The organism is Flavobacterium sp. (assembly GCF_044341185.1).
In the GTDB taxonomy this organism is placed as follows: domain Bacteria; phylum Bacteroidota; class Bacteroidia; order Flavobacteriales; family Flavobacteriaceae; genus Flavobacterium.
The window spans coordinates 16,886-40,799 of sequence record NZ_JBIISE010000022.1; the positions used below are offsets into that span (position 1 = coordinate 16,886).

Consider the following 23,914-nt stretch of genomic DNA (forward strand, 5'->3'; position numbering starts at 1 on the left):
GATTTTTTTATACTTTTTACTATCGTTTTAAACTAAAATGAGATTTAAAAATACCTTTTTGTTTACTTTGAGTAATATATTCAACCGAGAACCAATAATCTGTCGATGGTAAATCTTTACCATCGTATTTTCCGTCCCAACCTGAGCCAGCGGGAGAAATTTGTTTTAATAATTTTCCGTATCTATCAAAAATAGAAATTAAACTTTTGGGTTGTTGCGCCAAATCAAAAATGTTCCAAGTATCGTGAAACCCATCCCCATTTGGTGTAAAATAATTTGGATAATTAATAATATAAATAGGTCCAATTCTAGTAGGTGAACAATTGCCTAACGTATCATAAATAATTACAAAATAATCACCAGTTGCTAAGTTATTAAAAGTATTAGAAGTTTGAATCGGACTTAATGCTCCATTTGGATATTCGAGTTGATAGGTGTAATTACCATACCCGTCTGTAATATTAACTGTAATAAAGGTTCCATCCGTATTAAATTCCGGACTCACTGTAAAATTGGCTTTAGCTGGACTTGATTGAATAATAGTTACCGTAGTGTTATTATAATTACATGCCGAACCAACATCTGGAGTGAGTTTAACAAACGTAACATTATAAACACCAGCTTGCGTTGCTATAAAATTAGTTCCAGTACCCAATAAAGTTCCATTTAAAAACCAATTAGCTGTAAATACAGCGGGATTTAAACCCGTTTGAATCGTATACGGACTAATTAGCACATTTGTAATCGGGTCAACACAAATAACACCTTGCGGCAAAGTAATGTTTAATAGGGGGTGAACCGTAAAAGTAAATGCTTGTTCTGCATTACAATTTGGGTTATTTATCGCGCTAGCATGAACATAATAGGTATAAGTACCTGGTGTAGTAATATTTAAATTACTGATTAAATTAGCTATATTTCCTCCAGGTTGCGAATAATAATTTAAAGTAAAACCTACTGAGGGCAAAGTTGGTAACACATAAGTTCCGCATTCTTCTGTATCAAAAACTAATGCTAACGCAGCTAAATTTGGTGTTTGAGATACAATTACATCAAAACTATCTTGAGCAATACAAATTGTTCTATCCCCATTAGATGCTACTACCCAAATTGTTGTAGTGGTATTCGGAACATTAAACACTAATCCATTTGGAACAGGCAATGTACCCGCTTGATCATAAAAGTAACCTATAGTATAATTTTCTGGAGTAGGAGGAACATGTGTTAAAGCTGGTAAGGTATAATTCTGAAATTCGCAAACAGAAACATTTGTATAATTTGGCAAATTAATACCGCTATACGTAACCGTAAAGGGTCTATTAATTGTGCAATTAGTTACAGTGTCAATATTATACAAATAAAAGGTTTGTGTAGCGGAAAAAACAGTTGTTGGTGACACTACAGTTCCTCCTCCACTTGGGCCTCCTGGCGCAGTATATATGGTGCCATTTACAGGTTGAGCAATTGAATATGGCGTGCATTCAAATCTATCTAGCACACCATCAGCAGGTGGAAATGGGTTTAAATTTATAGTAAATGATATTTCATTTGAGCAGCCATTTACATCAGGACCATTAAAAATATAATACGTTCCTGGGTTTAATCTAACTCCAGATAAATCTATAATATTTCCAGCTGAAAGGGGTATTTGCCCTAGAGTAGTTGGTCCGCCTGGCAAGGTATAATATGCTCCATTTGTTAAAACAGGCAAAACAAATTCACCACAGTACACACCACTAGGAATTAAATCTACCAAAGGTAAAGGATTAATAATAATATTATAATTTAAATTGTCTGAACAGTTTGGTAACAATGTTGTATTGGCATAATAATATATTACCTGAGAATTTGTTATTGGGACATTAGGATCAATCAGTGAACCTCCACCTAATGGTGCTGTATAGTATCCCCCAAAAGTTATAGCTGGCAAAGTATAACTAACACATCTATTTATTGTAGTAAACAAATTTGTATTAATAATGTTTATCTGAAAATCGGTTTCTAAGGCACAACCTCCAGGATTTCCATTTGCGTCTATAAAAGAAGTAGTATTATATATATACATTATTTGAGTTGCATTTATAATATCCCCTGCAAAATAAGGTGTTCCTGTTCCTCCTGGTTGAGAAAAATAATTTCCATGAGTTAAAGCTGGTAATGTATAAGAATTACAATAAGTTACATCAGATAAAGTGTCAATTAATGGAAGTGGACGAATATTAATATTAAATAATTCATCTCTACAAAAAACTCCATTTACTTCTGCATAATAATAAACTGGCTGAACGATATTTAACTGTGTATTATTTGGGAAAACAGTTCCGGTAGGAATTAATGTGCCTGAACCAGATGGGCCTCCTGGTGCGGTGTAAAAAGCACCAATATTATAAGGTGTTGAAGGTATTGTAAAAGAACCACAATTGTCTAAAAGCGGCTTATATTCATCTACAAAATATGCTAAAAAGGAAGATTCGTTAAAACAACCATTCACATCAGGTCCGTAATATATATAATACATTGCACTATCGTTTATTATATTACCAGCAAATAGTGCTGTCCCAGCTCCACCTGGGCCTGTAAAATAATTCCCATTTGTGAGAACGGGTAAAACATAATTACTACAAGCAACAACATCGGCTAAATCATCAACAGGTGGCAATGGGTTTACATTAATATCTACACTTGTAACATCAAAACACAATGGATTAGAAGAGTTTTGCATTCTGATCCAAACAGTTACTGTTGTAGTTCCATTAGGTATGGCAACTGAAGTAATAGCACCAATATTTCCTGCGATAGCATCTGCTTGATTAGCAAAATATAAAACGTCATAACCAATTAATCCATTTAATACTTGAAGATTTAAATTAGCTAAAAAATATGTAGTAGCAGAAGCAGCTTCACATAATTGTACATCAACGGGCTGAGTAGCAATAACAACCGGATTTATTACTAAATCAAATTGATATACTGTACTACAAAACAAATTTGTTAATGTATTATAAATTTTTACGTAGATTGTTTGTCCTGAAGTAGTAGAATAATTTGTAGGTCCTGCAATTGGATTATTTGCAGTTATATCAGCCATAGAGGCATAATAAAACAAATCATAAGTGGCATTGTCAATACCTAATTGTGCTTCATTATTTGTAGTTAAATTAAAGGTATAATTTGCTGCACCCGTATTACATGTTTGTAAATTATTTGGAGAAGTAACGGTTAAGTCATTTATAATTACAGTGTCTGTTAAAAAACACGTGCCTTTTGAAACTTCTACTGAATAGGTTCCAGGAGCATTTGCTGTGTATGAAGGCGTATTTCCTCCAACAGGATTTCCATTTTGAAACCATTGGAAAGTATATGAAGAATCCAATTGCGTGTTTAATTGTATGGAATTCCCAGAACAAGCTGTTTGATCAGGACCTAAATCTAATGATGTTGTAAAGCTACCTCCAGAAATAAACACAGCAGAATCATATCCTGAATCATTATAATCTCCAATTACCAATCTTATTTTATAAGGAACATTTGGAATTACTGCAGAAGCCGCATTCATTACTACAGTATGTCCTCTCATATTTAATGTAGAAGCGGGAATATTAGTTGGATTATATGTGCTAAAAAAATTTGAATTCGCCGATTCGCAATTGGTGTTATATAATTTATTTCTAATGTCTTTAACCGTAACTGGCATATTGGTTCCTGGAATAACGGCTAGGTTAGTTGAAACGCCCGTATTTAAATTGGTTAATACAAAAGCAAAAACATCACTGAATCCACACTGGTATTCACCATATTCGTTAGAAGCGAATAAAAAATCAAAACTAAAACTGTTTGAAACTGGTATAAAATCAAATTCTAAAAAAGCTACATCTGTTATTGTGGAAGATTGACCGCTATTATTACTTATATTTTGTAAATAAGCATCCGTATTAGTATTAATTTGCGAACTTAATGTGGAATTGTTAACATAATTCCCTTGGGTGTTTAATACAAGTCCATTTCGTATAATAATCCCTTCATTTATCGGAAAGGCAGAACCGTTTTTATTAAAATAGGCGACAGATTGATTGGATGAAATTGCAATATTTGAGACTGAAACACAGGAATTTACAAGTAGTAAATCTACAAGTTGTGCTGGTGTATTAGTAGTATTATCAATTGTTATTGTCTGTGAAAACACACTTGAACTTAATGCTAATAATAAAATATATAGGGCCTTCAAATTCATATTATTAAAGCAATTCTAATTTAGAATATAAATTTATGACTTTTTTTAAAAAGAAAAAAGCATATTAATATATTTATATGCTTTTGCTAGTTTATCTATTTAATCGTTCAATTTTAAAACGGCCATAAATGCTTCTTGAGGAATTTCTACATTTCCAACTTGACGCATTCGCTTTTTCCCTTTTTTCTGTTTCTCTAATAATTTACGTTTACGAGAAATATCACCACCGTAACATTTTGCAGTAACATCTTTTCGAAGCGCTTTTATTGTTTCACGCGCGATGATTTTTGCTCCAATAGCAGCTTGAATTGGAATGTCAAATTGCTGACGTGGAATTAATTCGCGTAATTTTTCACACATTTTTTTTCCAATATTGTATGCATTATCTTCGTGAATAAGTGCCGATAATGCATCTACAGAAGTGGCATTTAATAACACATCTAATTTAACTAATTTAGACACCCTCATTCCTATTGGATGATAATCAAAAGAAGCATACCCTTTAGAAACTGTTTTTAATCGGTCGTAAAAATCAAAAACTATTTCTGCTAAAGGCATATCAAAATTTAATTCTACACGTTCGGTTGTTAGGTAGGTTTGATTGGTAATTAAACCTCGCTTTTCAATACATAAACTCATTACATTTCCAACATAATCGGCTTTTGTAATGATAGTTGCTTTAATATATGGCTCTTCTACTCTATCTAATTTACTTGGTTCTGGTAAATCTGATGGATTGTTTATTATGAAACCCACTTCAGGTTCTTTCTTTGTGTAAGCCAAGTACGAAACGTTAGGTACAGTTGTTATAACGGTCATGTCGAACTCACGTTCCAAACGCTCTTGAATAATTTCCATATGTAACATTCCTAAAAATCCACATCGGAAACCAAATCCTAATGCCGCAGAACTTTCTGGTAAAAACACCAAAGACGCATCATTTAATTGTAATTTTTCCATTGAAGAACGTAAATCTTCATAATCTTCTGTGTCTACAGGATAAATTCCAGCAAATACCATTGGTTTTACGTCTTCAAAACCTGTAATCATATTAGTAGTTGGCTCTTTAGCGTCTGTAACGGTATCGCCAACTTTTACTTCTTTTGCTTCTTTTATTCCAGAAATTAAATAACCAACATCTCCTGTTGAAATTACATTTTTTGGAACCTGATTTAATTTTAAAGTCCCCACCTCATCAGCAAAATATTCTTTACCGGTTGCCATAAATTTAATTTTCTGACCTTTTTTAATTTCACCATTTACGACACGGAAAATTACTTCAATTCCTCTAAAAGGATTGTAATGCGAATCAAAAATTAATGCTTGTAAAGGTTCGTCTTTTATACCTTTTGGTGGTGGAATTTTTTCTATAATAGCCGCTAAAATATTTTCTACACCGAAACCTGTTTTACCAGAGGCGTGAATGATATCTTCTAGTTTGCAACCTAATAAATCGATAATATCATCTGAAACTTCTTCCGGATTAGCAGAAGGTAAATCGACTTTATTTAAAACCGGAATAATTTCCAAATCATTATCTAATGCTAAATATAAATTTGAAATGGTTTGTGCTTGAATGCTTTGTGCGGCATCAACAATTAACAAAGCGCCTTCACAGGCTGCAATACTTCGAGAAACCTCATAAGAAAAATCTACGTGACCAGGTGTGTCAATTAAATTTAAAATATATTCCTGACCTTGGTACGTATATTCCATTTGAATCGCGTGACTTTTTATGGTAATACCACGTTCACGCTCCAAATCCATATTATCCAATAATTGTGCTTTTTCTTCTCTGGCAGTTACTGTTTGAGTAGCTCCCAAAAGTCTATCGGCTAATGTACTTTTTCCGTGATCAATATGTGCAATTATGCAAAAATTTCTAATGTGTTTCATTTGTTATCTTTCAAAATTTAAAATTCAAAATTCAAAATTCGTTTTTCAACAAAATCCATTTTCAAATTCAAAATATTTTTACTCTTTATATAATCTACAAATATAGGGTAATTATGCGGTTTTGAAAAAGAATAATTTAGGAATAACCATCTAAAATTCAAACTTCAATTGGTACACTACAAATTTTTTCTGTTGTGTGTTTAAATTGTTTAAATAAATCCCTAATAAACGTACAGAATTTTTCAATTTTTCTTGATACAATAATTCTTTTGCGGTTTCAAAAATCAGATTTTTATCGGAAATAAAATACTGTACCGTTTTACTTCTTGTTTGCTGTGAAAAATCGGAATATTTTATTTTTAAAGTAATGGTTTTACCAGCTATTTTATATTTTTTTATACGCCGTTCAATCTCTTCAGCTATATTTTTTAAACGTTCTTCCATGTAAATTTCAGAAGATAAATTTTTATTAAACGTGCGTTCGGCACCAACAGATTTCATTTCTCTTTTTGGTTTAACTTGACTAAAACTTATCCCTCGAGATAAATTATAGTACGATTTTCCACTGTTGCCAAAATGTTTTTCAAGATAGTCTAACGATTTGGTTTTTAAATCTATTCCAGAATAAATGCCTAATTGATACATTTTTTCGGCGGTGACTTTTCCAATTCCGTAGAATTTTTTTACATCTAACACTTCAATAAACGCTTCAACTTCTTCTGGATTTAACGTTTTTTGACCGTTGGGCTTATTAAAATCACTCGCAATTTTGGCTACAAATTTATTTACAGAAATCCCTGCTGATGCTGTTAAACCTGTCGCTTCAAATATTTTTTGTCGGATTTCTTTGGCAATTAATGTCGCACTTGGATTTCCTTTTTTATTTTCAGTTACATCCAAATAGGCTTCATCTAAAGAAAGCGGTTCTACCAAATCTGTATATTCATAAAATATTTTTCTAATTTGTTTAGAAACTTCTTTATAGCGTTCAAAATTAGGTTTTACAAAAATTAAATCAGCACATAGTTTAGCAGCTTGCGTACCGCTCATGGCGCTTCGGACACCAAATTTTCTTGCTTCATAACTTGCGGCACTCACTACACCACGAATTTCGTTTCCACCCACAGCAATTGGCTTTCCTATTAAATCAGGATTGTCCAATTGCTCTACAGAAGCATAAAAGGCATCCATATCAATGTGAATTATTTTTCGTTGTATATTTTCCATAAGATTTACAAAGTACTGAAAAAAATATTTCTTTAAACTGAAATTTTTTAGATTTTCAGAAATTTCAATACCATTGGCTTCGAGAACCTCAGCCAACCTGAAACTTGAAACTTGAAACAAAAAGAACGTTAAAACTTATGTGACTTATATGTATAAATATTGTAATTTTGATTCTTATACTTTAAGAATTATGCAAGAAATAGAACGTAAATTTTTAGTCCATTCCTTAGGTTTTATTGCTGAGGCTTTCCATTCGCAGAAAATTGCTCAAGGGTATTTAAATTCCACACCTGAACGAACAGTCCGAATCAGGATTAAAGACAAAAAAGGATTTATTACTATAAAAGGCAAAGGCGACGAATCAGGAATTACCCGTTTTGAATGGGAAAAAGAAATTGATTTACACGAAGCAGAAGCGTTATTAAAATTATGCGAAAAAGGTGCAATTGATAAAACCCGATATTTAATCAAAAAAGGAAATCATACATTTGAAGTGGATATTTTTGAAGGGGAAAACAAAGGATTAATTATTGCCGAAATAGAACTTTCCGAAGCCAATGAAACGTTTCAAAAACCAAGTTGGCTTGCAGAAGAAGTAACAGGCGATGAAAAATATTATAATGCTTATTTAAGTAAAAAGCCTTTTACTACTTGGTAAAAGGCTTTTTTTTATTTCTTTACAATTTCAATATTTACATCAATATGTCCGCCATAATTTGAAGGTCTAATTTTCCAAAAAGCAGCTCTTGTTAAATCAATATGTCTGTTTTTATGAAACGGTCCTCTATCGGTAACTGTAACGTATACTACTTTTTTAGTTTTTACACCTGTAACTTTTAACTTTGTGCCAAATGGAAGTTTTCGGTGTGCGCAAGTCATATCATTGTTATTAAACCTTGTACCGCTTGCCGTTCTTCTGCCATTAAATTTATTAGCATAATATGAAGCGTGTGCCGATTCGTGATACATTTCTAGTTTTTCAACAGGTTTTGAAATGCTGTCTTTTTTCTTTACTGTATCTGTAACTTTTAATTTTGGTTTTTCTTGAGAAAAATTTGATTTAATATTTTCCTTCTGAAAAAAAAGCACTACTAAAAGCGGTAATATGTATATAAATTTTTTCATCTTCATATAATATAAGATTAAAAAAGAAGTAAATTTTCACTTACTTCTCTTTATATTTTTATTGATTTGACAGGAATTATGCCATCCAATTCGTCCAAGGAATTCTTGATAAAATTAACAGTAATCCTAAAGCATAAAAAATACCAATTTTTTTAAACTTCCCGTTACTGCTTTCTTCTTTTTTATGTTTGCTCCAACCAATTGTAATTAAAACAATCGCAATGATATTAATTAAAGGATGTTCCATGGCTGTTAAGCGCATAGCCGAATTTGACATTTGACTTAAAGCTGCTTTTCCTATTGGAGATTCTACCCAAAGAACAATTCCAACCAACAACTGGATATGACTAAAAATTAAGGCAATTAATGAGATACTTCTGTCTTTTGAAGTAAAATTTCTTTTTGAAGAAAGCCCTAAAAAAGCATTGATAATTGCAAAAATTAATACGGCTAAAACACCATAAGCTAACGTAGAATGAATAGTTTGTAACATAGTTTGTTTTTTTAGTAATAATTTCAAATATAATAAAATATATGGAATTCCTATTTAATTTAATATTAAAAATTGTAAACTTTAGTTGGTGTTACACTATAATCTAACTGAACATCAGTAGATAAGGTGTCAGAAATTACTGTTTCAGCTTCAAAAAAAGAAAGACCAATTTTTATGGTTTCTGGTTGGCATTTTGACAAAAACTGATCATAAAATCCTTTACCATAACCTACTCTATTACCTTTTTCATCAAAAGCTAAAAGAGGCACAAAAACTACATTAATTTTAGAAACAGGAACTTCTAAACCGTCAACTGGCTCAGGAATGTTGTATTTGTTTTTCTTAATTTTGGTCACATCTGTTAAAAGAAAATGCGTCATTTCGCGAGTTGAAAAATCACTTACAGAAAGGACAATATTTTTATCTTTTCCTGCTAAAACTTGTAAAATATATTCTGTATTTACCTCATTTTTAGTTTCAATAGGTAAAAAAAGATGGTAAAAACTGTATTGCCAAATATCTAAATGAATGATTTGATTGGCAATTTGTAAGGATAAATCTTCAATCGTAGCTTCAGATAAATTTTGCCTTAAAGCGTTATACTTGGTTCTTAATTCCTTCTTCGTCATTTTCTAATTTTGTTGAAATATGAAAAACGGCATCACCTTGATATACAATTGGTGCATCATTTACATTTATTAAATAACCAGCATGTGGTGCTTTTAGTTTATGACTCACCTTCCCGAAAGGATCGGAAATAGTAGCCAATAATTCACCCTTTATTACATAACTTCCAATTTGTTTTAAGCCATGAAACATGCCAGAAAAATTAGCTCGAATCCAATCCGACTTTTCAATATATATAGTTTGGTGTGGTTTTGAAATTTCGTGTTTCTTTTTTAGCATCCCAAAGTGCGTTAAAAATCGTTTGGTTCCTTCAACAGCTTCTTTAGTTACTTCATTATTTATATCTACGGATTTTCCTCCTTCAAATAATAACATTTTCACATTCATTTTATCACAAGAGCTTCTAAACGAACCAGAGATATTATTTGAATATAAGGTAAACGGAGCACCAAATACATCTGAAAGTGTTTTTAATTCCGTGTTATTAGGAACAATTCGTATTTGAGGCGCATTAAATCTTCTGGCTCCACCAGCATGAAAATCTATTGCATAGTCTATATGAGGTAAAATTTCTTTTAATATATAATAAGCAAATTGACTTGCTAAAGAACCCGTTTTGCTTCCAGGAAAAATTCTATTTAAATCTCTCCCGTCGGGAAATTCTCTGGTTTGATTGACAAATCCGAAAATATTAATTACTGGAATACAGATAATTGTACCTCGTTTTGGTTTATTAATTTTTTTGACAATTAATTTTCTAACTATTTCGGTTCCATTAATCTCATCTCCATGTAAACCCGCAGTAAACAAAACTACCGGCCCTTCTTTTTTACTTCTTTCTACAATAATAGGAATGTGTAAATCGGTCATCGTGTGCAACTTTCCAATTTGCATATTGATAGTTTTACTCTTTCCTGGCAAAATAGTTTCGTTAAAAATAGTAATTTCCTTGTGCATCACGTGTTTTACTTTTTGCTAAAGTAATAAAAATTTACTTTATGCTAAATCAATTGTTTTTTGCTATTTTTGTAAGACTTACTCAAGTCAAATTACTGAATACTAAAACTGAATACTGTTTACTTCAAATGACGCCACTCGAACTACAAATTCAAACTTTACCTGATAATCCTGGTGTGTATCAGTATTACGACAAAGACAATAAGATTTTGTACGTTGGAAAAGCGAAAAATTTAAAAAAACGCGTACAATCTTATTTTACAAAAAACCACGATAATTTTAAAACTTCGGTACTTGTAAAAAAAATTGTTACTATCAAACATATTGTAGTTCCTACAGAAACTGATGCGTTATTGTTAGAAAATAATCTTATTAAAACACTACAGCCAAGATATAATGTGCTGCTTCGTGATGACAAAACGTATCCTTGGATTTGCATCAAAAAAGAAACGTTCCCAAGAGTGTTTTCTACTCGAAAAATGATAAAAGATGGCTCGGAATATTTTGGCCCTTACACTAGTTTTAAAACCGTAAATACGTTATTAGAATTAATTAGAGAATTATATCCTTTACGAACCTGTAATTTTGATTTATCACAAGCAAACATTAGAGCTGAGAAATATAAAGTCTGCTTAGAATACCATATTGGAAATTGTAAAGGCGGTTGTGAAGGCTACGAAACGCAAGAAAATTATCAAAAACAAATTACGGCTATTCGAGAAATTTTAAAAGGTAATTTTAAAGAAAGTCTAAAAGATTTTAAATACCATATGCAGATTTTAGCCTCAGAAATGAAGTTTGAAGAAGCACAAAAAATTAAAGATAAAATTGAAGTTTTAGAAAACTATCAAGCAAAATCAACGATAATAAATCCAAAAATTACCAATATTGATGTGTTTTCCATTATTTCAGATGAAACCATGGCATATGTGAATTTTTTACAAATTTCACACGGCGCTATTATTCGTTCGCACACATTAGAATTAAAGAAAAAATTAGACGAAACCAATCAAGAATTACTAGAATTAGCAATTGTAGAAATAAGAGCGCGATTCTCTTTAACCTCAACAGAAATAGTAGTGCCTTTTGAAATAGATTTAGGCGATAAAATTGGAGTGACTGTTCCTAAATTAGGAGATAAAAAAGAGATTTTAAACCTATCTGAACGAAACGCAAAATATTACAGATTAGACCAATTAAAACAAATTAAAATTGTAGATCCAGACCGACATACAAACCGAATTATGGCACAAATGCAAAAAGATTTACGTCTTTCTGTAGAACCTAGACATATTGAATGCTTTGATAATTCTAATATTCAAGGAACAAATCCTGTATCAGCCTGTGTGGTATTTAAAGATGGGAAAGCGAGCAAAAAAGACTACAGACATTTTAACATAAAAACGGTTGAAGGCCCAAATGATTTCGCTTCGATGGAAGAAGTGGTGTATAGAAGGTACAAAAGACTTTTAGATGAAAATCAATCGCTACCACAACTTATTATTATAGATGGAGGAAAAGGGCAACTGTCTTCAGCATTAAAAAGTTTAGAAGATTTAGGTTTGCGTGGTAAAATTGCCATTATAGGTATTGCGAAACGATTAGAAGAATTGTTTTATCCAGATGATCCGATTCCTTTATATTTGGATAAAAAATCGGAAACGCTTAAAATAATTCAACAATTACGAAACGAAGCACACCGATTTGGAATTACACATCATCGCGACAAAAGAAGTAAGTCTGCATTAAATTCTTCCGTAGAAAGTATTCCTGGCATTGGTGAAAAAACAATGATTACTTTAATTTCGCACTTCAAAAGTGTAAAAAGATTAAAAGAAGCTACAGAAAATGAAATTTCTTCAGTAATTGGACTTTCAAAAGCAAAAAAAATTTCCGACTTTTACAAAAAACAATAACTTATGTTTAAGAGAATAGTAAAAAGAATAAAGAAAATAGAATACCAAATTCGTGGTACATTTTCTTGTTTTATACTAATTGCCTTTTTACTTTTATCACTTAACTCAATTGCCCAAGACAGCATCAAAAAACCTAAAATTGGTTTGGTTCTTTCTGGTGGAGGTGCAAAAGGATTGGCGCATATTGGCGTACTAAAAGTAATAGATTCACTAGGAATAAAGATAGACTATATTGGCGGTACCAGTATGGGTGCAATAGTTGGAGGGCTTTACGCTTCTGGATATACTGGAAAACAATTAGATTCAATTTTTAGTACATTAAACATAGACGATTTAGTTCAAGACAATATTCCAAGAAAATCTAAGTTACTTTTTAATAAAAGAAATGATGATATTTATGCCTTATCATTACCGTTTAAAAGACTAAAATTAGAAACCCCAAATGCACTTTCAAAAGGGTTTTATAATTATAATTTTTTATCTAAATTAACCTATCACGTAAGAAATACGAGAGATTTCAAAAAATTACCAATTCCGTTTTTCTGTATGGCTACAGATATTGAAACTGGAGAAGAAATAATCTTAAATAAAGGAATTTTTCCTCAAGCTTTAGTTGCAAGTAGTTCTGTTCCAAGTATTTTCTATCCAATAGAAATTGAAGGTCGATTACTAGTAGATGGAGGGGTAACTAATAATTATCCCGTTGAAAAACTTAAAGAATTAGGCGCCGAATTTATTATAGGTGTGGATGTTCAGGAGAACTTAAAAGACAGGAAAGAGTTACAAGGCATAACAACTATTTTTGGACAAATTTCGAATTTTTACACGCTTTCTCAAATGAAAAACAAGCAAAAACTTACGAATATTTATATTAAACCAGAAATTAAAGGGTATTCTGTTTTGTCCTTCGAAAACGGTAAAAAAATTATAGAAAACGGAGAATTTGCTACAAGAAATTTTTTAACAGAACTACAAAAGTTTGAAAATAAAGCCTATCAAAAACCAGAATTAAAACTTGTTAAAGATTCGATTTTTATTGGAAACATTGGTTTTACAGAACTAAAAAATTATACCCGAGCGTATGTTTTAGGAAAATTACGATTTAAACCAAACACAAAAATAAGTTTTGAAGATTTTCAAAATGGCATTCAAAACTTAAGCAATACGCAAAACTTTAGTGCAATAAAATATCAATTTAACGAGAAAGATATTTTTATAAGTTTAAGAGAAAACAAAATAAATACTTTATTAAAATTTGCGCTTCATTATGATGAATTATATAAAAGTGGCGCTTTAATTAATATTACCCAAAAGAAAATTATTTCTAAAAACGACATGGCCTCTTTAGATTTAATTTTTGGCGATAATTTTAGGTACGATTTTAATTACTTAATTGATAATGGCTATTATTTTAGTTTTGGAATTAATTCTAGTTTAAATACATTCAATAAGAATGTTAATTCAGCTTTTGGAACTCAAAAATATTTAACTAATGCATTTGAAAAAATTAATTTAGATTATTCAAGTATTACAACAAAAGTGTTTTTTCAAACTGTTTTTTTAAGAAAATTTAATATTGGTGGAGGGTTAGAGTTTCAAAACTTAGTATTAAAATCTGATAATTTAATTAAAGCCAATAAAACAATTGAAAACAGTAATTATTTATCTTTGTTGGGGTATTTAAATTACGATACTTTTGATGATAAATATTTTCCAAAAAAAGGTTGGTATTTAAAAAGTAACTTTAATTACTATTTTAGTTCATCAGATTATACGAATCAATTTTCGAAATTTTCTATTTCTAAAACAGATTTAGGGATTGCTTTTGAGCCATTAAAAAACATCTCATTTACATTTCAAAATGAAATAGGTTTTAAAATTGGATATTCTACTTTACCTTATTTCGATTTTGCCTTAGGAGGAACTGGATTTAGAGATAATACCAACATTCGCCCTTTTTATGGATATGATTTTTTAAGCATAAGTGGCAATTCGTATATAAAAACTAGTGGTATTTTTGATTACGAATTTTTTAAAAGAAATCACATCAACTTAACATATAATGCTTCAATAGTTGGTGATTTTATTTTTAAAGCTACGAAAACGTGGTTTAACAAACCTACTTATACTGGATTTGGTTTGGGCTATGGCTTAGAAACTTTAATAGGTCCAATTGAATTAAAATATACGTGGTCTCCTGAATCACATTTTTCTGCTTTTTGGGTAAATCTAGGCTTCGTTTTTTAAATATTTTTTTTGATTTGGATATTTAATTGAAAAAATCCTATATTTGAAGCAACTAAAAATTATTACTTTATGTCTATTTGGAGAGTTAAACCAGTGTCAGCCTTTGAAGCTGATATGAAAAAAAATGATTTAAAAAGAGTACTTACAAAATGGGGGTTAACTTCATTAGGTATAGGTGCTATAATTGGTGGAGGGATTTTTACCTTAACCGGAATTGCAGCGCATGATTATGCAGGTCCTGCTCTAGCCCTTTCCTTTGTAATAGCTGGAATTGGGTGTTTATTTGCTTCTTTGTGTTATGCTGAATTTGCTTCAGTACTTCCAGTTGAAGGCTCTGCTTACGCTTATGCTTATGGTACTGTTGGAGAACTTTTTGCATGGTTTATTGGATGGAATTTAATTTTAGAATACATGATGGGTGCCACAACAGTAGCCGTTGCATGGAGCGGTTATTTTGTAAAACTACTACACCTATTTCATATAGATATTCCGCTTTGGCTATGTAATGATTTAGCTACAGCTACAGAAAAATCAATAGCTGCCGGGATAGACGCACCATCTTTTGCAATAAATTTACCCGCATTAATTATCACTTTGATTGTTACTTCTATTCTAGTAAAAGGAATTAAAGAAGCAGCTAAAACGAATAATATAATTGTTATTATTAAAATAGCAGTTGTATTGTTTGTAATAATTGTTGGCGCTTTTTACATTGACACTGCAAATTGGCAACCATTTATACCAGCTGAAACAACTACAATTGTTGACGGTGTAGAAAAAGTAAACTTCGGTTTTGGTGGGGTAATGACAGCGGCAACAATAGTCTTTTTTGCTTACATAGGTTTTGATGCTGTATCAACGCAAGCGGGTGAAGCAATCAATCCTAAAAAAGATGTCCCATTTGCAATTGTAGCTTCATTAGTAATCTGTACTGTTTTATATATCTTAGTATCTTTAGTTTTAACAGGAATGGTAAAATATGATGTACTAGATAAGTCTGCACCTGTAGCTTCAGCATTTGCTGAAAATGGACTAGGATGGGCTGTTTTTATTATAACAATTGCTGCAACAGCAGGTTTAACTTCAGTAATGTTAGTAATGATGTTAGGACAAACGCGTATATTCTTAGGAATGGCAAAAGACGGTTTATTACCTCCATTCTTTAAAGATTTACATACAAATTTCAAAACACCATATAAAAGTACCTATTTAGTTGGAGCGATTATTGCAATTGTAGCTGCTTTTACCCCTATAGATAAAGTTTCAGAAATGTGCTCAATGGGAACATTATTAGCATTCGCAATGGTTTGTATTGCTGTAATGATATTGAGATATAAAAAACCAGAATTAGAAAGACCTTACAGAACTCCTGCTTTATATTTAGTCGGCACATTAGGTGTTTCGTTCAATTTATTCTTAATGTACTATGTTAGAAAAGAAACTTGGTATGCATTTATTGTTTGGGGAATTATTGGTATCACAGTTTATTTCTTTTATAGTAAAAAACATGCTAAATTAAATAATCCTGAAGAATTTGAAAGATTAGATAACGAAAGAAAATAATTAAAAAAACGACTTCAGTTGAAGTCGTTTTTTTTTATAATATATTTTTACGATATTTGTGTTATGAAAAATTGGAACGGATTATTAGCCCATTTAAAATTCCTCATCAAGAGAAATCCTGAGTGAGGATACTTCTTTTTGTTTTAATAAAAAAAGTATTGTAAAATACTTTTAAACTATAACTTTTAAACTTAAAGAAATGCCAATATATCATAAATTAGGAGAAATCCCTCATAAACGACACATCCAGTTTGAAAACCCAAACGGCGGATTATACTATGAACAACTTTTTGGAACCGAAGGATTTCATGGACATTCTTCATTATTATACCATTTTCATAGACCAACACAAGTTAAAGAGATTACAAAATCATATTCTGTTGAACCAAAAATCGCTATTGGTAAAAACATTAAATCGCTGTTATTAAAAGGTTTTGAATTACAACCAGCCGAAGATTTTTTAGAAAGCAGAAAAGACATGCTTGTTAATAAAGATTGTATTATCGGATTAGCCGCACCAAAAAAATCTTTGCGCAGTTATTTTTATAAAAATGCCGATGCAGACGAAATGATATTTATCCATAAAGGTTCTGGAAAACTAAGAACCATGATGGGGAATATAGATTTTGAATATGGCGATTACTTAATTATTCCACGCGGTATGATTTATCAAATTGATTTCAATTCAGAAGATAATCGCTTATTCTATGTAGAATCTTATGCGCCATTTTATACTCCAAAAAGATATAAAAACGAATCAGGTCAACATTTAGAACATTCACCATTTTGCGAAAGAGATTTTAAATTACCTTCCGAAATAGAAACCTATGACGAAAAAGGTGATTTCTTAATCAAAATCAAAAAAGAAGGTATGATGCACGAAGTGGTTTATGCCACTCATCCATTTGATGTTATTGGTTGGGACGGATATAATTTCCCATACGGATTTTCAATTCACAATTTTGAACCTATTACAGGACGTGTGCATTTACCGCCGCCAATTCATCAAACATTTGAAACAGCTACATTTGTAGTATGCTCTTTTGTGCCAAGATTGTATGATTATCATCCAAAATCAATTCCTGCTCCTTATAATCATAGCAATATTGATTCTGATGAAGTGTTGTACTATGTTGATGGTGATTTCATGAGTAGAAACAATATCGAACAAGGACATATCACTTTACATCCAAAAGGAATTCCTCACGGACCTGCACCAGGAGCTATGGAGAGAAGTATTGGTCATACCGAAACTAAAGAATTAGCTGTTATGGTTGATACATTTCGTCCATTAATGGTTACGGAAGCAGCAATGGGAATAGACGATGGTCAATACTACAAATCTTGGGTGGAATAAAATTAAAACACAACTCTTAGGTAATTATTTTTTACCAATAAATAAAAAATTATGAATAACGATTTAAAATCAGTCGAATACGGCTTAGAAAAAATATTTGAAGGCGCACAAGATTTCTTGCCTTTATTAGGGACAGATTATGTAGAATTTTATGTGGGTAATGCCAAACAAGCTGCGCATTTTTATAAAACAGCTTTCGGTTTTCAATCCTTAGCGTATGCAGGATTAGAAACTGGTTTAAAAGACAGAGCGTCTTATGTTTTAAAACAAGATAAAATTCGTTTAGTACTAACAACCGCTTTAAACAGTAATTCACCAATTGGGGAACACGTTAAAAAACATGGAGACGGCGTTAAAGTTATTGCACTTTGGGTAGAAGATGCCAGAAAATCATTTGAAGAAACTACAAAACGAGGTGCAAAACCTTATTTTGAGCCTGTTGTTGAAAAAGATGAAGATGGCGAGGTAGTTCGTGCAGGAATTTATGGCGCATATGGAGAAACCGTATTTGTTTTTGTAGAACGTAAAAATTACAACGGAATTTTTATGCCTGGTTATCAAGAATGGAAATCGGATTATAATCCAAAACCAGTTGGATTAAAATTTATTGACCATATGGTTGGAAATACGGGATGGAACAGAATGAATGAAGCCGTAAAATGGTTTGAAGATGTAATGGGATTTGTTAATTTCCTTTCTTTTGACGACAAACAAATTACTACAGAATACTCGGCATTAATGTCGAAAGTTATGAGTAACGGAAACGGAAGAATCAAATTTCCTATTAACGAACCGGCTAATGGAAAAAAACGTTCTCAAATTGAAGAATATTTAGATTTCTATGAAGGCGAAGGCGTGCAACATATAGCAGTTGCAACAGATGACATCATTACTACCGTAGCCGATATGCGTTCTCGTGGAATTGAATTTTTAAGTACGCCACCTCAAGCGTATTATGATGCCATTCCAGAAAGATTGAAAGATCACATGTCTAAATTTAAAGAAGACATCAACGAGCTTCAAAAATTAGGTATTATGATTGATGCCGATGAAGAAGGGTATTTGTTACAAATTTTCACTAAACCAATAGAAGACCGACCAACACTTTTCTTTGAAGTTATTCAAAGAATGGGTGCAAAAGGTTTTGGAGCAGGAAACTTTAAAGCTTTGTTTGAATCTATTGAAAGAGAACAAGCTAAAAGAGGAACGTTATAAAAAATAAAAAAGCAGCTGTTCTAGCTGCTTTTTTATTTAAAATACACCAATTTTAAATCTCTAAAAACCAATTAGTTAAAAAGAAGATTGTCAAATACATAAAAAAAGTAGGTTATTTTTTTGTTTTGTTAAATTTTAACCGCTTTTCTTGCGTTTTTTTCTGTTAAAAGTGTTAAAGTTGATTTTTTATTAAATAATATTTAAATTCTTAACATATCTTTGCAGAGCAATTGAGAGGTAGTAGTCTCATATTGCTTATAAGTTTTCATAATTTATAGTTTTTTGGTTGGTTAAAACATAAAAACTCAGTTAATTCATTTGACTGGGTTTTTTGTTTTTTGTAACTTTGGAACAATAATTGTATTCTTGAAAGAAAATCTTATAAAATGAAAAGAATAATATTACTTATAGCGGTGTTTTTAGTCTCAAACTCTTTTAATACTGAGGAAAAAGATTCTTATTCCATTGGAGAATTTTTCAAATTAAGAATACATTACGGTCTAATTAATGCCGGCTACGCCACTTTAGAAGTTAAAGATGCCGAGCTAAATGGTAAAAAAATGCATCATGTTATTGGGAAAGGCTACACAACAGGCGTGACAAAAATGATGTTTAAAGTAGTAGATAACTATGAAAGTTACTTTAATAAAGAAACCAACAAACCTTATGTATTTATAAGAAATATAAACGAAGGTGGCTATACAAAAAATCAACAAGGCTATTTTAACCAAAACAACAATACCGTTTTAGTAAAAGACTACAAAAATAAAACTGAAAAAACATTTAATGTACCTGAAAACGTTCAAGATATTGTTTCCTCTTTTTATTATCTAAGAAATCATCCAAAAATTGATAACCTAAATATAGGTGAATCCATAGTTATTGATATGTTTTTTGATGAAGAAACAACAAAATTTAAACTTAAATTTGTTGGCAGAGAAAATATTAACTCTAAATTTGGAGAAATAAACTGTATGATTTTTAAACCACTAGTTCAAGCGGGTCGTGTTTTTAAAGAAGAAGAGAGTTTAACCGTTTGGATATCAGATGACAAAAATAAAATTCCAATCCGAGTAAAAGCCAGTTTAGCAGTCGGTTCTATTAAAGCAGATATTGATCAGTACAAAGGATTAAAACATCCTATAAATTTTAAATAATACTAATTTTGCAAAATACTATTTCAAAAAAAATCGAACAATTAGATGAAAAGTTCGAAAAAATAAGTCAAAAAACTGAGACACATTTAGAAGGACTGCTTTGGGCAAAACCAATAACGTATTGGGATTATATTCAAACAGATGCGCTTTTAAATTTACAAATTCAACGTTCTACCCTTCCAGATGAAATGGTGTTTATTATGTATCATCAGGTAAATGAATTGTTATTTAAAATGATACTTTGGGAAATGGATCAAGTGTGCCATAATGAAAAACCAAGTACCGCATTTTTTACAGAAAGATTAAATAGAATTAGTCGCTATTTTGATATGTTAACCACTTCTTTTGATATTATGAAAGAAGGAATGGAACCTGAGCAATATTTAAAATTCAGAAATACGTTAACGCCTGCAAGTGGTTTCCAAAGTGCGCAATACAGAATGATTGAATTTGCATCAACCGATTTGATTAATTTAATTGATTTTCGTTTTAGAGCAACCATTGATAGAAATACGTCATACACACACGCGTTAGAACATTTGTATTGGCAAGCTGCAGGAAAAGATCATCAAACAGGAGAAAAATCATATTTGTTAAGCGAATTTGAACGAAAATATAAAAAAGAATTTTTATCTTTTATGGAAGAATATAACACCATAAATCTTTGGCAAAAATTTAAACAATTACCAGAAAACGATCAAAAAAATCCTGAATTAATAGCCGCTATGCGTCATTACGACAAAACTGTAAACATTACTTGGGTGATGGGTCATTTTAATGCTGCAAAAAAATATATTGAAAGCGTTCCCGGAAATCATGAAGCAACGGGCGGAAGCGATTGGAAAAAATATATGCTACCAAAATACCAAAAACGTATTTTCTTTCCAGAACTTTGGAGTGAAGAAGAATTAAAAAACTGGGGAGAATAATTAAAAACCAAGATTTGAAATACATATTATACGCTTTACTACTGCTTACGTTTTCCTGTCAAAACAAAGAAAAAGACAGTAAATCTTCAGCAAAAATCGCAAAAAAAGTACCTATAATTAAAAAATACGGATTTACTTTTAATGATTTTTCTGTGGTAGAAGATACCTTACAATCTGGTGATACGTTTAGTACTATTTTAGAAGCGTACACATTACCCGACAGTTTAAAAACATTTGATGTTACTGAAAAAATTAAAGATTCTTTCAATATAAAAAACATTCGAGCAGGTAAAGCTTTTCTAACTTTTTCCGATAAAAAAAACAAGAAAAATTTAAAAGCTTTAGTATATGTGCAAGACAAAACCAGTTTTTTAGTGGTCGACTTAAGAGATTCTATACGTGTAGAAATAAAAAAACGTCCTACCATTATTAAAAGAAGAACTATTGCGGCAGAGTTGGACGGATCTTTATCGGAAACTTTATCAAGAAAAGGAGTTAGCGCTGATTTAGCAAACGAATTAGCACAAATTTATAAATATTCAATTGACTTTTTCAAGCTAAAAAAAGGTGATAAATTTGCCGTAACCATCAAAGAAAAATATTTTGAAAACGGAGAATATTTAGGAGTAGACGAAGTTGAAGCTTCTTATTTTGAATATAAGGGGAAAAAAATATACGCTTTCCCTTATAAATTAAATGAAAATCAAAAAAATCCAGAATATTATGACGAAAAAGCTTCGGGAGCTAAAAGTATGTTTTTAAAAGCGCCTTTATCCTTTTTCAAATTAACCTCAAAATTTACAGCTCGACGATTTCATCCCGTACAATTTACTTGGAAAGCACATAATGGAACAGATTATGCCGCGCCTCATGGAACACCAATAAAAACTACCGCTTCAGGAGTAGTTGAAGCTACAGGATATACTTCTGGAAACGGAAATTTTGTAAAAGTAAAACACAACGGAAAATACGCCACACAATACCTTCACATGTCGAAAATTTTAGTTCGTAGAGGCCAATCGGTTACACAAGGACAAATTATTGGAAAAGTGGGAAGTACAGGCTTAGCTACAGGACCTCACGTGTGTTATCGATTTTGGAAAAATGGGGTGCAAGTAGATCCTTTACGTTTAAAATTACCAACTTCGGAACCGATGACAAAAAAACAAAAAACAAAATATTTAGCAGCCATTGCTCCGCTAAAAAAAGAATTAGACGACACAACATCCAAAACATTTAAAGAATAAACAATTTATCATGAAATTACAACATATCAATCCAACGGAAACTAAAGCTTGGCAAAAATTAACATCTCATTTTTCTGAAATTGAAAAGCAATCTATTCAAGATTTGTTTCAAAATGATGCCAAAAGAGCAGAAAAATTCAAAATAGAATGGAATGATTTTTATGTAGATTTTTCTAAAAATAATTGGACTGAAGAAACCAAACAATTACTTACAGAATTAGCAAATGAAGTAGGTTTGCCAGATGCGATTTCAAAGTATTTTTCGGGAGAAAAAATAAACGAAACCGAAGACAGAGCGGTGCTTCATACCGCATTACGCGCTAATGAAAACGATGTGGTTTTGTTTGAAGGAAAAAATGTAATTCCTGAAATTTATGACACGAAAAATAAAATAAAAGATTTTACAAATTATATCGTTTCAGGTGAAGCAAAAGGATATACTGGAAAACCATTTACCGATGTAGTGAACATTGGAATTGGTGGTTCAGATTTAGGTCCTGCGATGATTGTAGAAGCCTTACAATTTTATAAAAACAATTTAAATACACATTTTATTTCTAATGTAGATGGTGATCATGTACAAGAAATACTAAAAAAAATAAATCCAGAAACTACATTATTTGTTATCGTTTCTAAAACATTTACTACTCAGGAAACCTTAACCAATTCGGAAACCGTAAAAAAATGGTTTTTGCAAAAGGCTACTGAAAAAGATATCGCCAAACATTTTGTAGCTGTTTCTACAAATTTACAAAACGTAACCAACTTTGGTATCGCACCCAAAAATATTTTTCCTATGTGGGATTGGGTTGGCGGAAGATTTTCATTATGGAGTGCCGTTGGATTAACAATAAGTTTAGCTGTTGGATACGATAATTTTAATCATTTATTAAAAGGTGCCAATAAAATGGATGTGCATTTTGCAAATACGCCTTTTGAAAAAAACATTCCAGTAGTATTGGCATTATTAAGTATTTGGCATAATAATTTCTTTGGTGCCGAAACAGAAGCGCTAATTCCGTATACGCAGTATTTACAAAAACTGGCGCCTTATTTACAACAAGGCATCATGGAAAGCAACGGAAAATCTATTGCTAGAAATGGAAAACCTGTAAATTATGAAACAGGGACAATCGTTTGGGGCGAGCCCGGAACCAATTCGCAACACGCTTTTTTTCAATTAATTCATCAAGGAACAAAACTAATTCCTACAGATTTTATTGGTTTTATTGATCCTCTTTATGGCGAAAAAGACCATCATAACAAATTAATGTCTAACTTTTTTGCGCAAACAGAAGCCTTATTAAAAGGTAAATCTCGTGAACAAGTACTTTCTGAATTTATAGCAAAAGGTAAAACAGAAGCAGAAGTAGCACATTTAATCCCTTTTAAAGTTTTTGAAGGAAACAAACCAACCAATACTTTATTAATAAAAAAATTAACTCCAGAAAGTTTAGGCGAATTAGTAGCTATGTATGAACACAAAATTTTTGTACAAGGAATTATTTGGAATATCTATAGTTATGACCAATGGGGTGTAGAATTAGGCAAGCAATTAGCCAACTCAATATTAAGTGAAATGGAAAGTGGGAACATTACAAATCATGATAGTTCCACTAAATCATTATTAGCTAAGTATTTAAAATAAAAAAATGTTAATGTTTTCTTAATGCTATTTGTTATTTTTTTTATAATTTTGTCAAAAATATATAACTAACAAAACATGA

General features: G+C 31.2%; 17 protein-coding genes. 10 read left to right on the plus strand and 7 right to left on the minus strand.

Annotation, left to right across the window (positions count from 1 at the left end):
- Window positions 1-19: 19 nt before the first annotated feature.
- The 3 genes from ACIQZ1_RS06300 to dinB all read right to left on the minus strand — a co-directional run bounded on the left by ACIQZ1_RS06300 (window position 20) and on the right by dinB (window position 7,354).
- On the minus strand, window positions 20-4,231 hold the full coding sequence (locus ACIQZ1_RS06300; RefSeq protein ID WP_396160077.1) for a choice-of-anchor L domain-containing protein: 4,212 nt from the start codon (window positions 4,229-4,231) through the stop codon (window positions 20-22).
- A 99-nt stretch (window positions 4,232-4,330) separates the two neighbouring features.
- Window positions 4,331-6,127, minus strand: coding sequence for a translation elongation factor 4 (lepA, locus tag ACIQZ1_RS06305; protein ID WP_396160079.1), 1,797 nt, complete (start codon window positions 6,125-6,127; stop codon window positions 4,331-4,333).
- A 150-nt stretch (window positions 6,128-6,277) separates the two neighbouring features.
- Window positions 6,278-7,354: a DNA polymerase IV gene (dinB, locus tag ACIQZ1_RS06310; RefSeq protein ID WP_396160081.1), complete on the minus strand. Its 1,077-nt coding sequence runs from the start codon at window positions 7,352-7,354 to the stop codon at window positions 6,278-6,280.
- 190 nt (window positions 7,355-7,544) lie between these two features.
- Here dinB and ACIQZ1_RS06315 point away from each other — a divergent pair, with 190 nt between their 5' ends.
- Window positions 7,545-8,012 carry a CYTH domain-containing protein gene (locus ACIQZ1_RS06315; RefSeq protein ID WP_396160083.1) on the plus strand — a complete coding sequence of 156 codons (468 nt, stop codon included), beginning with the start codon at window positions 7,545-7,547 and terminating at the stop codon, window positions 8,010-8,012.
- Window positions 8,013-8,023: 11 nt separating this feature from the next.
- Here ACIQZ1_RS06315 and ACIQZ1_RS06320 read toward each other — a convergent pair whose 3' ends face one another.
- From ACIQZ1_RS06320 to ACIQZ1_RS06335, 4 genes are all read right to left on the minus strand, one after another.
- Window positions 8,024-8,479 (minus strand): septal ring lytic transglycosylase RlpA family protein, encoded by a 456-nt coding sequence (locus tag ACIQZ1_RS06320; RefSeq protein WP_396160085.1) that lies wholly within the window; start codon window positions 8,477-8,479, stop codon window positions 8,024-8,026.
- A 76-nt stretch (window positions 8,480-8,555) separates the two neighbouring features.
- Window positions 8,556-8,972 carry a hypothetical protein gene (locus ACIQZ1_RS06325; RefSeq protein WP_396160087.1) on the minus strand — a complete coding sequence of 139 codons (417 nt, stop codon included), beginning with the start codon at window positions 8,970-8,972 and terminating at the stop codon, window positions 8,556-8,558.
- A gap of 65 nt (window positions 8,973-9,037) precedes the next feature.
- Window positions 9,038-9,601, minus strand: a complete 564-nt coding sequence (locus tag ACIQZ1_RS06330) for a 5-formyltetrahydrofolate cyclo-ligase (RefSeq protein WP_396160090.1) — start codon at window positions 9,599-9,601, stop codon at window positions 9,038-9,040.
- Window positions 9,570-10,556: a succinylglutamate desuccinylase/aspartoacylase family protein gene (locus tag ACIQZ1_RS06335; RefSeq protein WP_396160110.1), complete on the minus strand. Its 987-nt coding sequence runs from the start codon at window positions 10,554-10,556 to the stop codon at window positions 9,570-9,572. The genes ACIQZ1_RS06330 and ACIQZ1_RS06335 overlap by 32 nt, the downstream gene beginning before the upstream one ends.
- A 128-nt stretch (window positions 10,557-10,684) precedes the next feature.
- Here ACIQZ1_RS06335 and uvrC point away from each other — a divergent pair, with 128 nt between their 5' ends.
- The 9 genes from uvrC (at window position 10,685) to pgi (ending at window position 23,835) form a co-directional block, all read left to right on the plus strand.
- On the plus strand, window positions 10,685-12,472 hold the full coding sequence (gene uvrC, locus ACIQZ1_RS06340; protein WP_396160092.1) for an excinuclease ABC subunit UvrC: 1,788 nt from the start codon (window positions 10,685-10,687) through the stop codon (window positions 12,470-12,472).
- A gap of 3 nt (window positions 12,473-12,475) precedes the next feature.
- Window positions 12,476-14,719, plus strand: a complete 2,244-nt coding sequence (locus ACIQZ1_RS06345) for a patatin-like phospholipase family protein (protein WP_396160094.1) — start codon at window positions 12,476-12,478, stop codon at window positions 14,717-14,719.
- A 69-nt stretch (window positions 14,720-14,788) separates the two neighbouring features.
- Window positions 14,789-16,282: an APC family permease gene (locus tag ACIQZ1_RS06350; RefSeq protein ID WP_396160096.1), complete on the plus strand. Its 1,494-nt coding sequence runs from the start codon at window positions 14,789-14,791 to the stop codon at window positions 16,280-16,282.
- Window positions 16,283-16,481: 199 nt separating this feature from the next.
- Window positions 16,482-17,639: a homogentisate 1,2-dioxygenase gene (locus ACIQZ1_RS06355; protein ID WP_396160098.1), complete on the plus strand. Its 1,158-nt coding sequence runs from the start codon at window positions 16,482-16,484 to the stop codon at window positions 17,637-17,639.
- A gap of 51 nt (window positions 17,640-17,690) precedes the next feature.
- Window positions 17,691-18,854 carry a 4-hydroxyphenylpyruvate dioxygenase gene (hppD, locus tag ACIQZ1_RS06360; RefSeq protein WP_396160100.1) on the plus strand — a complete coding sequence of 388 codons (1,164 nt, stop codon included), beginning with the start codon at window positions 17,691-17,693 and terminating at the stop codon, window positions 18,852-18,854.
- Window positions 18,855-19,240: 386 nt separating this feature from the next.
- Window positions 19,241-20,011, plus strand: coding sequence for a DUF3108 domain-containing protein (locus ACIQZ1_RS06365; protein WP_396160102.1), 771 nt, complete (start codon window positions 19,241-19,243; stop codon window positions 20,009-20,011).
- 8 nt (window positions 20,012-20,019) lie between these two features.
- A complete protein-coding gene (locus tag ACIQZ1_RS06370; protein ID WP_396160104.1) occupies window positions 20,020-20,940 on the plus strand; it encodes a tryptophan 2,3-dioxygenase family protein in 921 nt (306 codons plus the stop codon).
- A 14-nt stretch (window positions 20,941-20,954) separates the two neighbouring features.
- Complete coding sequence (locus ACIQZ1_RS06375; protein WP_396160106.1) at window positions 20,955-22,187, plus strand: peptidoglycan DD-metalloendopeptidase family protein; 1,233 nt, start codon at window positions 20,955-20,957, stop codon at window positions 22,185-22,187.
- Window positions 22,188-22,197: 10 nt separating this feature from the next.
- The gene (gene pgi, locus ACIQZ1_RS06380) at window positions 22,198-23,835 is read left to right on the plus strand and encodes a glucose-6-phosphate isomerase (RefSeq protein ID WP_396160108.1); all 1,638 of its coding nucleotides are present in this window, start codon (window positions 22,198-22,200) and stop codon (window positions 23,833-23,835) included.
- Window positions 23,836-23,914 lie beyond the last annotated feature (79 nt).

Bases quoted from the DNA above. Each gene is read 5' to 3' on its own strand.
- ACIQZ1_RS06300 (WP_396160077.1), bottom strand. From the start codon at position 4,231: ATGAATTTGAAGGCCCTATATATTTTATTATTAGCATTAAGTTCAAGT.
- lepA (WP_396160079.1), bottom strand. From the start codon at position 6,127: ATGAAACACATTAGAAATTTTTGCATAATTGCACATATTGATCACGGA.
- dinB (WP_396160081.1), bottom strand. From the start codon at position 7,354: ATGGAAAATATACAACGAAAAATAATTCACATTGATATGGATGCCTTT.
- ACIQZ1_RS06315 (WP_396160083.1), top strand. From the start codon at position 7,545: ATGCAAGAAATAGAACGTAAATTTTTAGTCCATTCCTTAGGTTTTATT.
- ACIQZ1_RS06320 (WP_396160085.1), bottom strand. From the start codon at position 8,479: ATGAAAAAATTTATATACATATTACCGCTTTTAGTAGTGCTTTTTTTT.
- ACIQZ1_RS06325 (WP_396160087.1), bottom strand. From the start codon at position 8,972: ATGTTACAAACTATTCATTCTACGTTAGCTTATGGTGTTTTAGCCGTA.
- ACIQZ1_RS06330 (WP_396160090.1), bottom strand. From the start codon at position 9,601: ATGACGAAGAAGGAATTAAGAACCAAGTATAACGCTTTAAGGCAAAAT.
- ACIQZ1_RS06335 (WP_396160110.1), bottom strand. From the start codon at position 10,556: ATGCACAAGGAAATTACTATTTTTAACGAAACTATTTTGCCAGGAAAG.
- uvrC (WP_396160092.1), top strand. From the start codon at position 10,685: ATGACGCCACTCGAACTACAAATTCAAACTTTACCTGATAATCCTGGT.
- ACIQZ1_RS06345 (WP_396160094.1), top strand. From the start codon at position 12,476: ATGTTTAAGAGAATAGTAAAAAGAATAAAGAAAATAGAATACCAAATT.
- ACIQZ1_RS06350 (WP_396160096.1), top strand. From the start codon at position 14,789: ATGTCTATTTGGAGAGTTAAACCAGTGTCAGCCTTTGAAGCTGATATG.
- ACIQZ1_RS06355 (WP_396160098.1), top strand. From the start codon at position 16,482: ATGCCAATATATCATAAATTAGGAGAAATCCCTCATAAACGACACATC.
- hppD (WP_396160100.1), top strand. From the start codon at position 17,691: ATGAATAACGATTTAAAATCAGTCGAATACGGCTTAGAAAAAATATTT.
- ACIQZ1_RS06365 (WP_396160102.1), top strand. From the start codon at position 19,241: ATGAAAAGAATAATATTACTTATAGCGGTGTTTTTAGTCTCAAACTCT.
- pgi (WP_396160108.1), top strand. From the start codon at position 22,198: ATGAAATTACAACATATCAATCCAACGGAAACTAAAGCTTGGCAAAAA.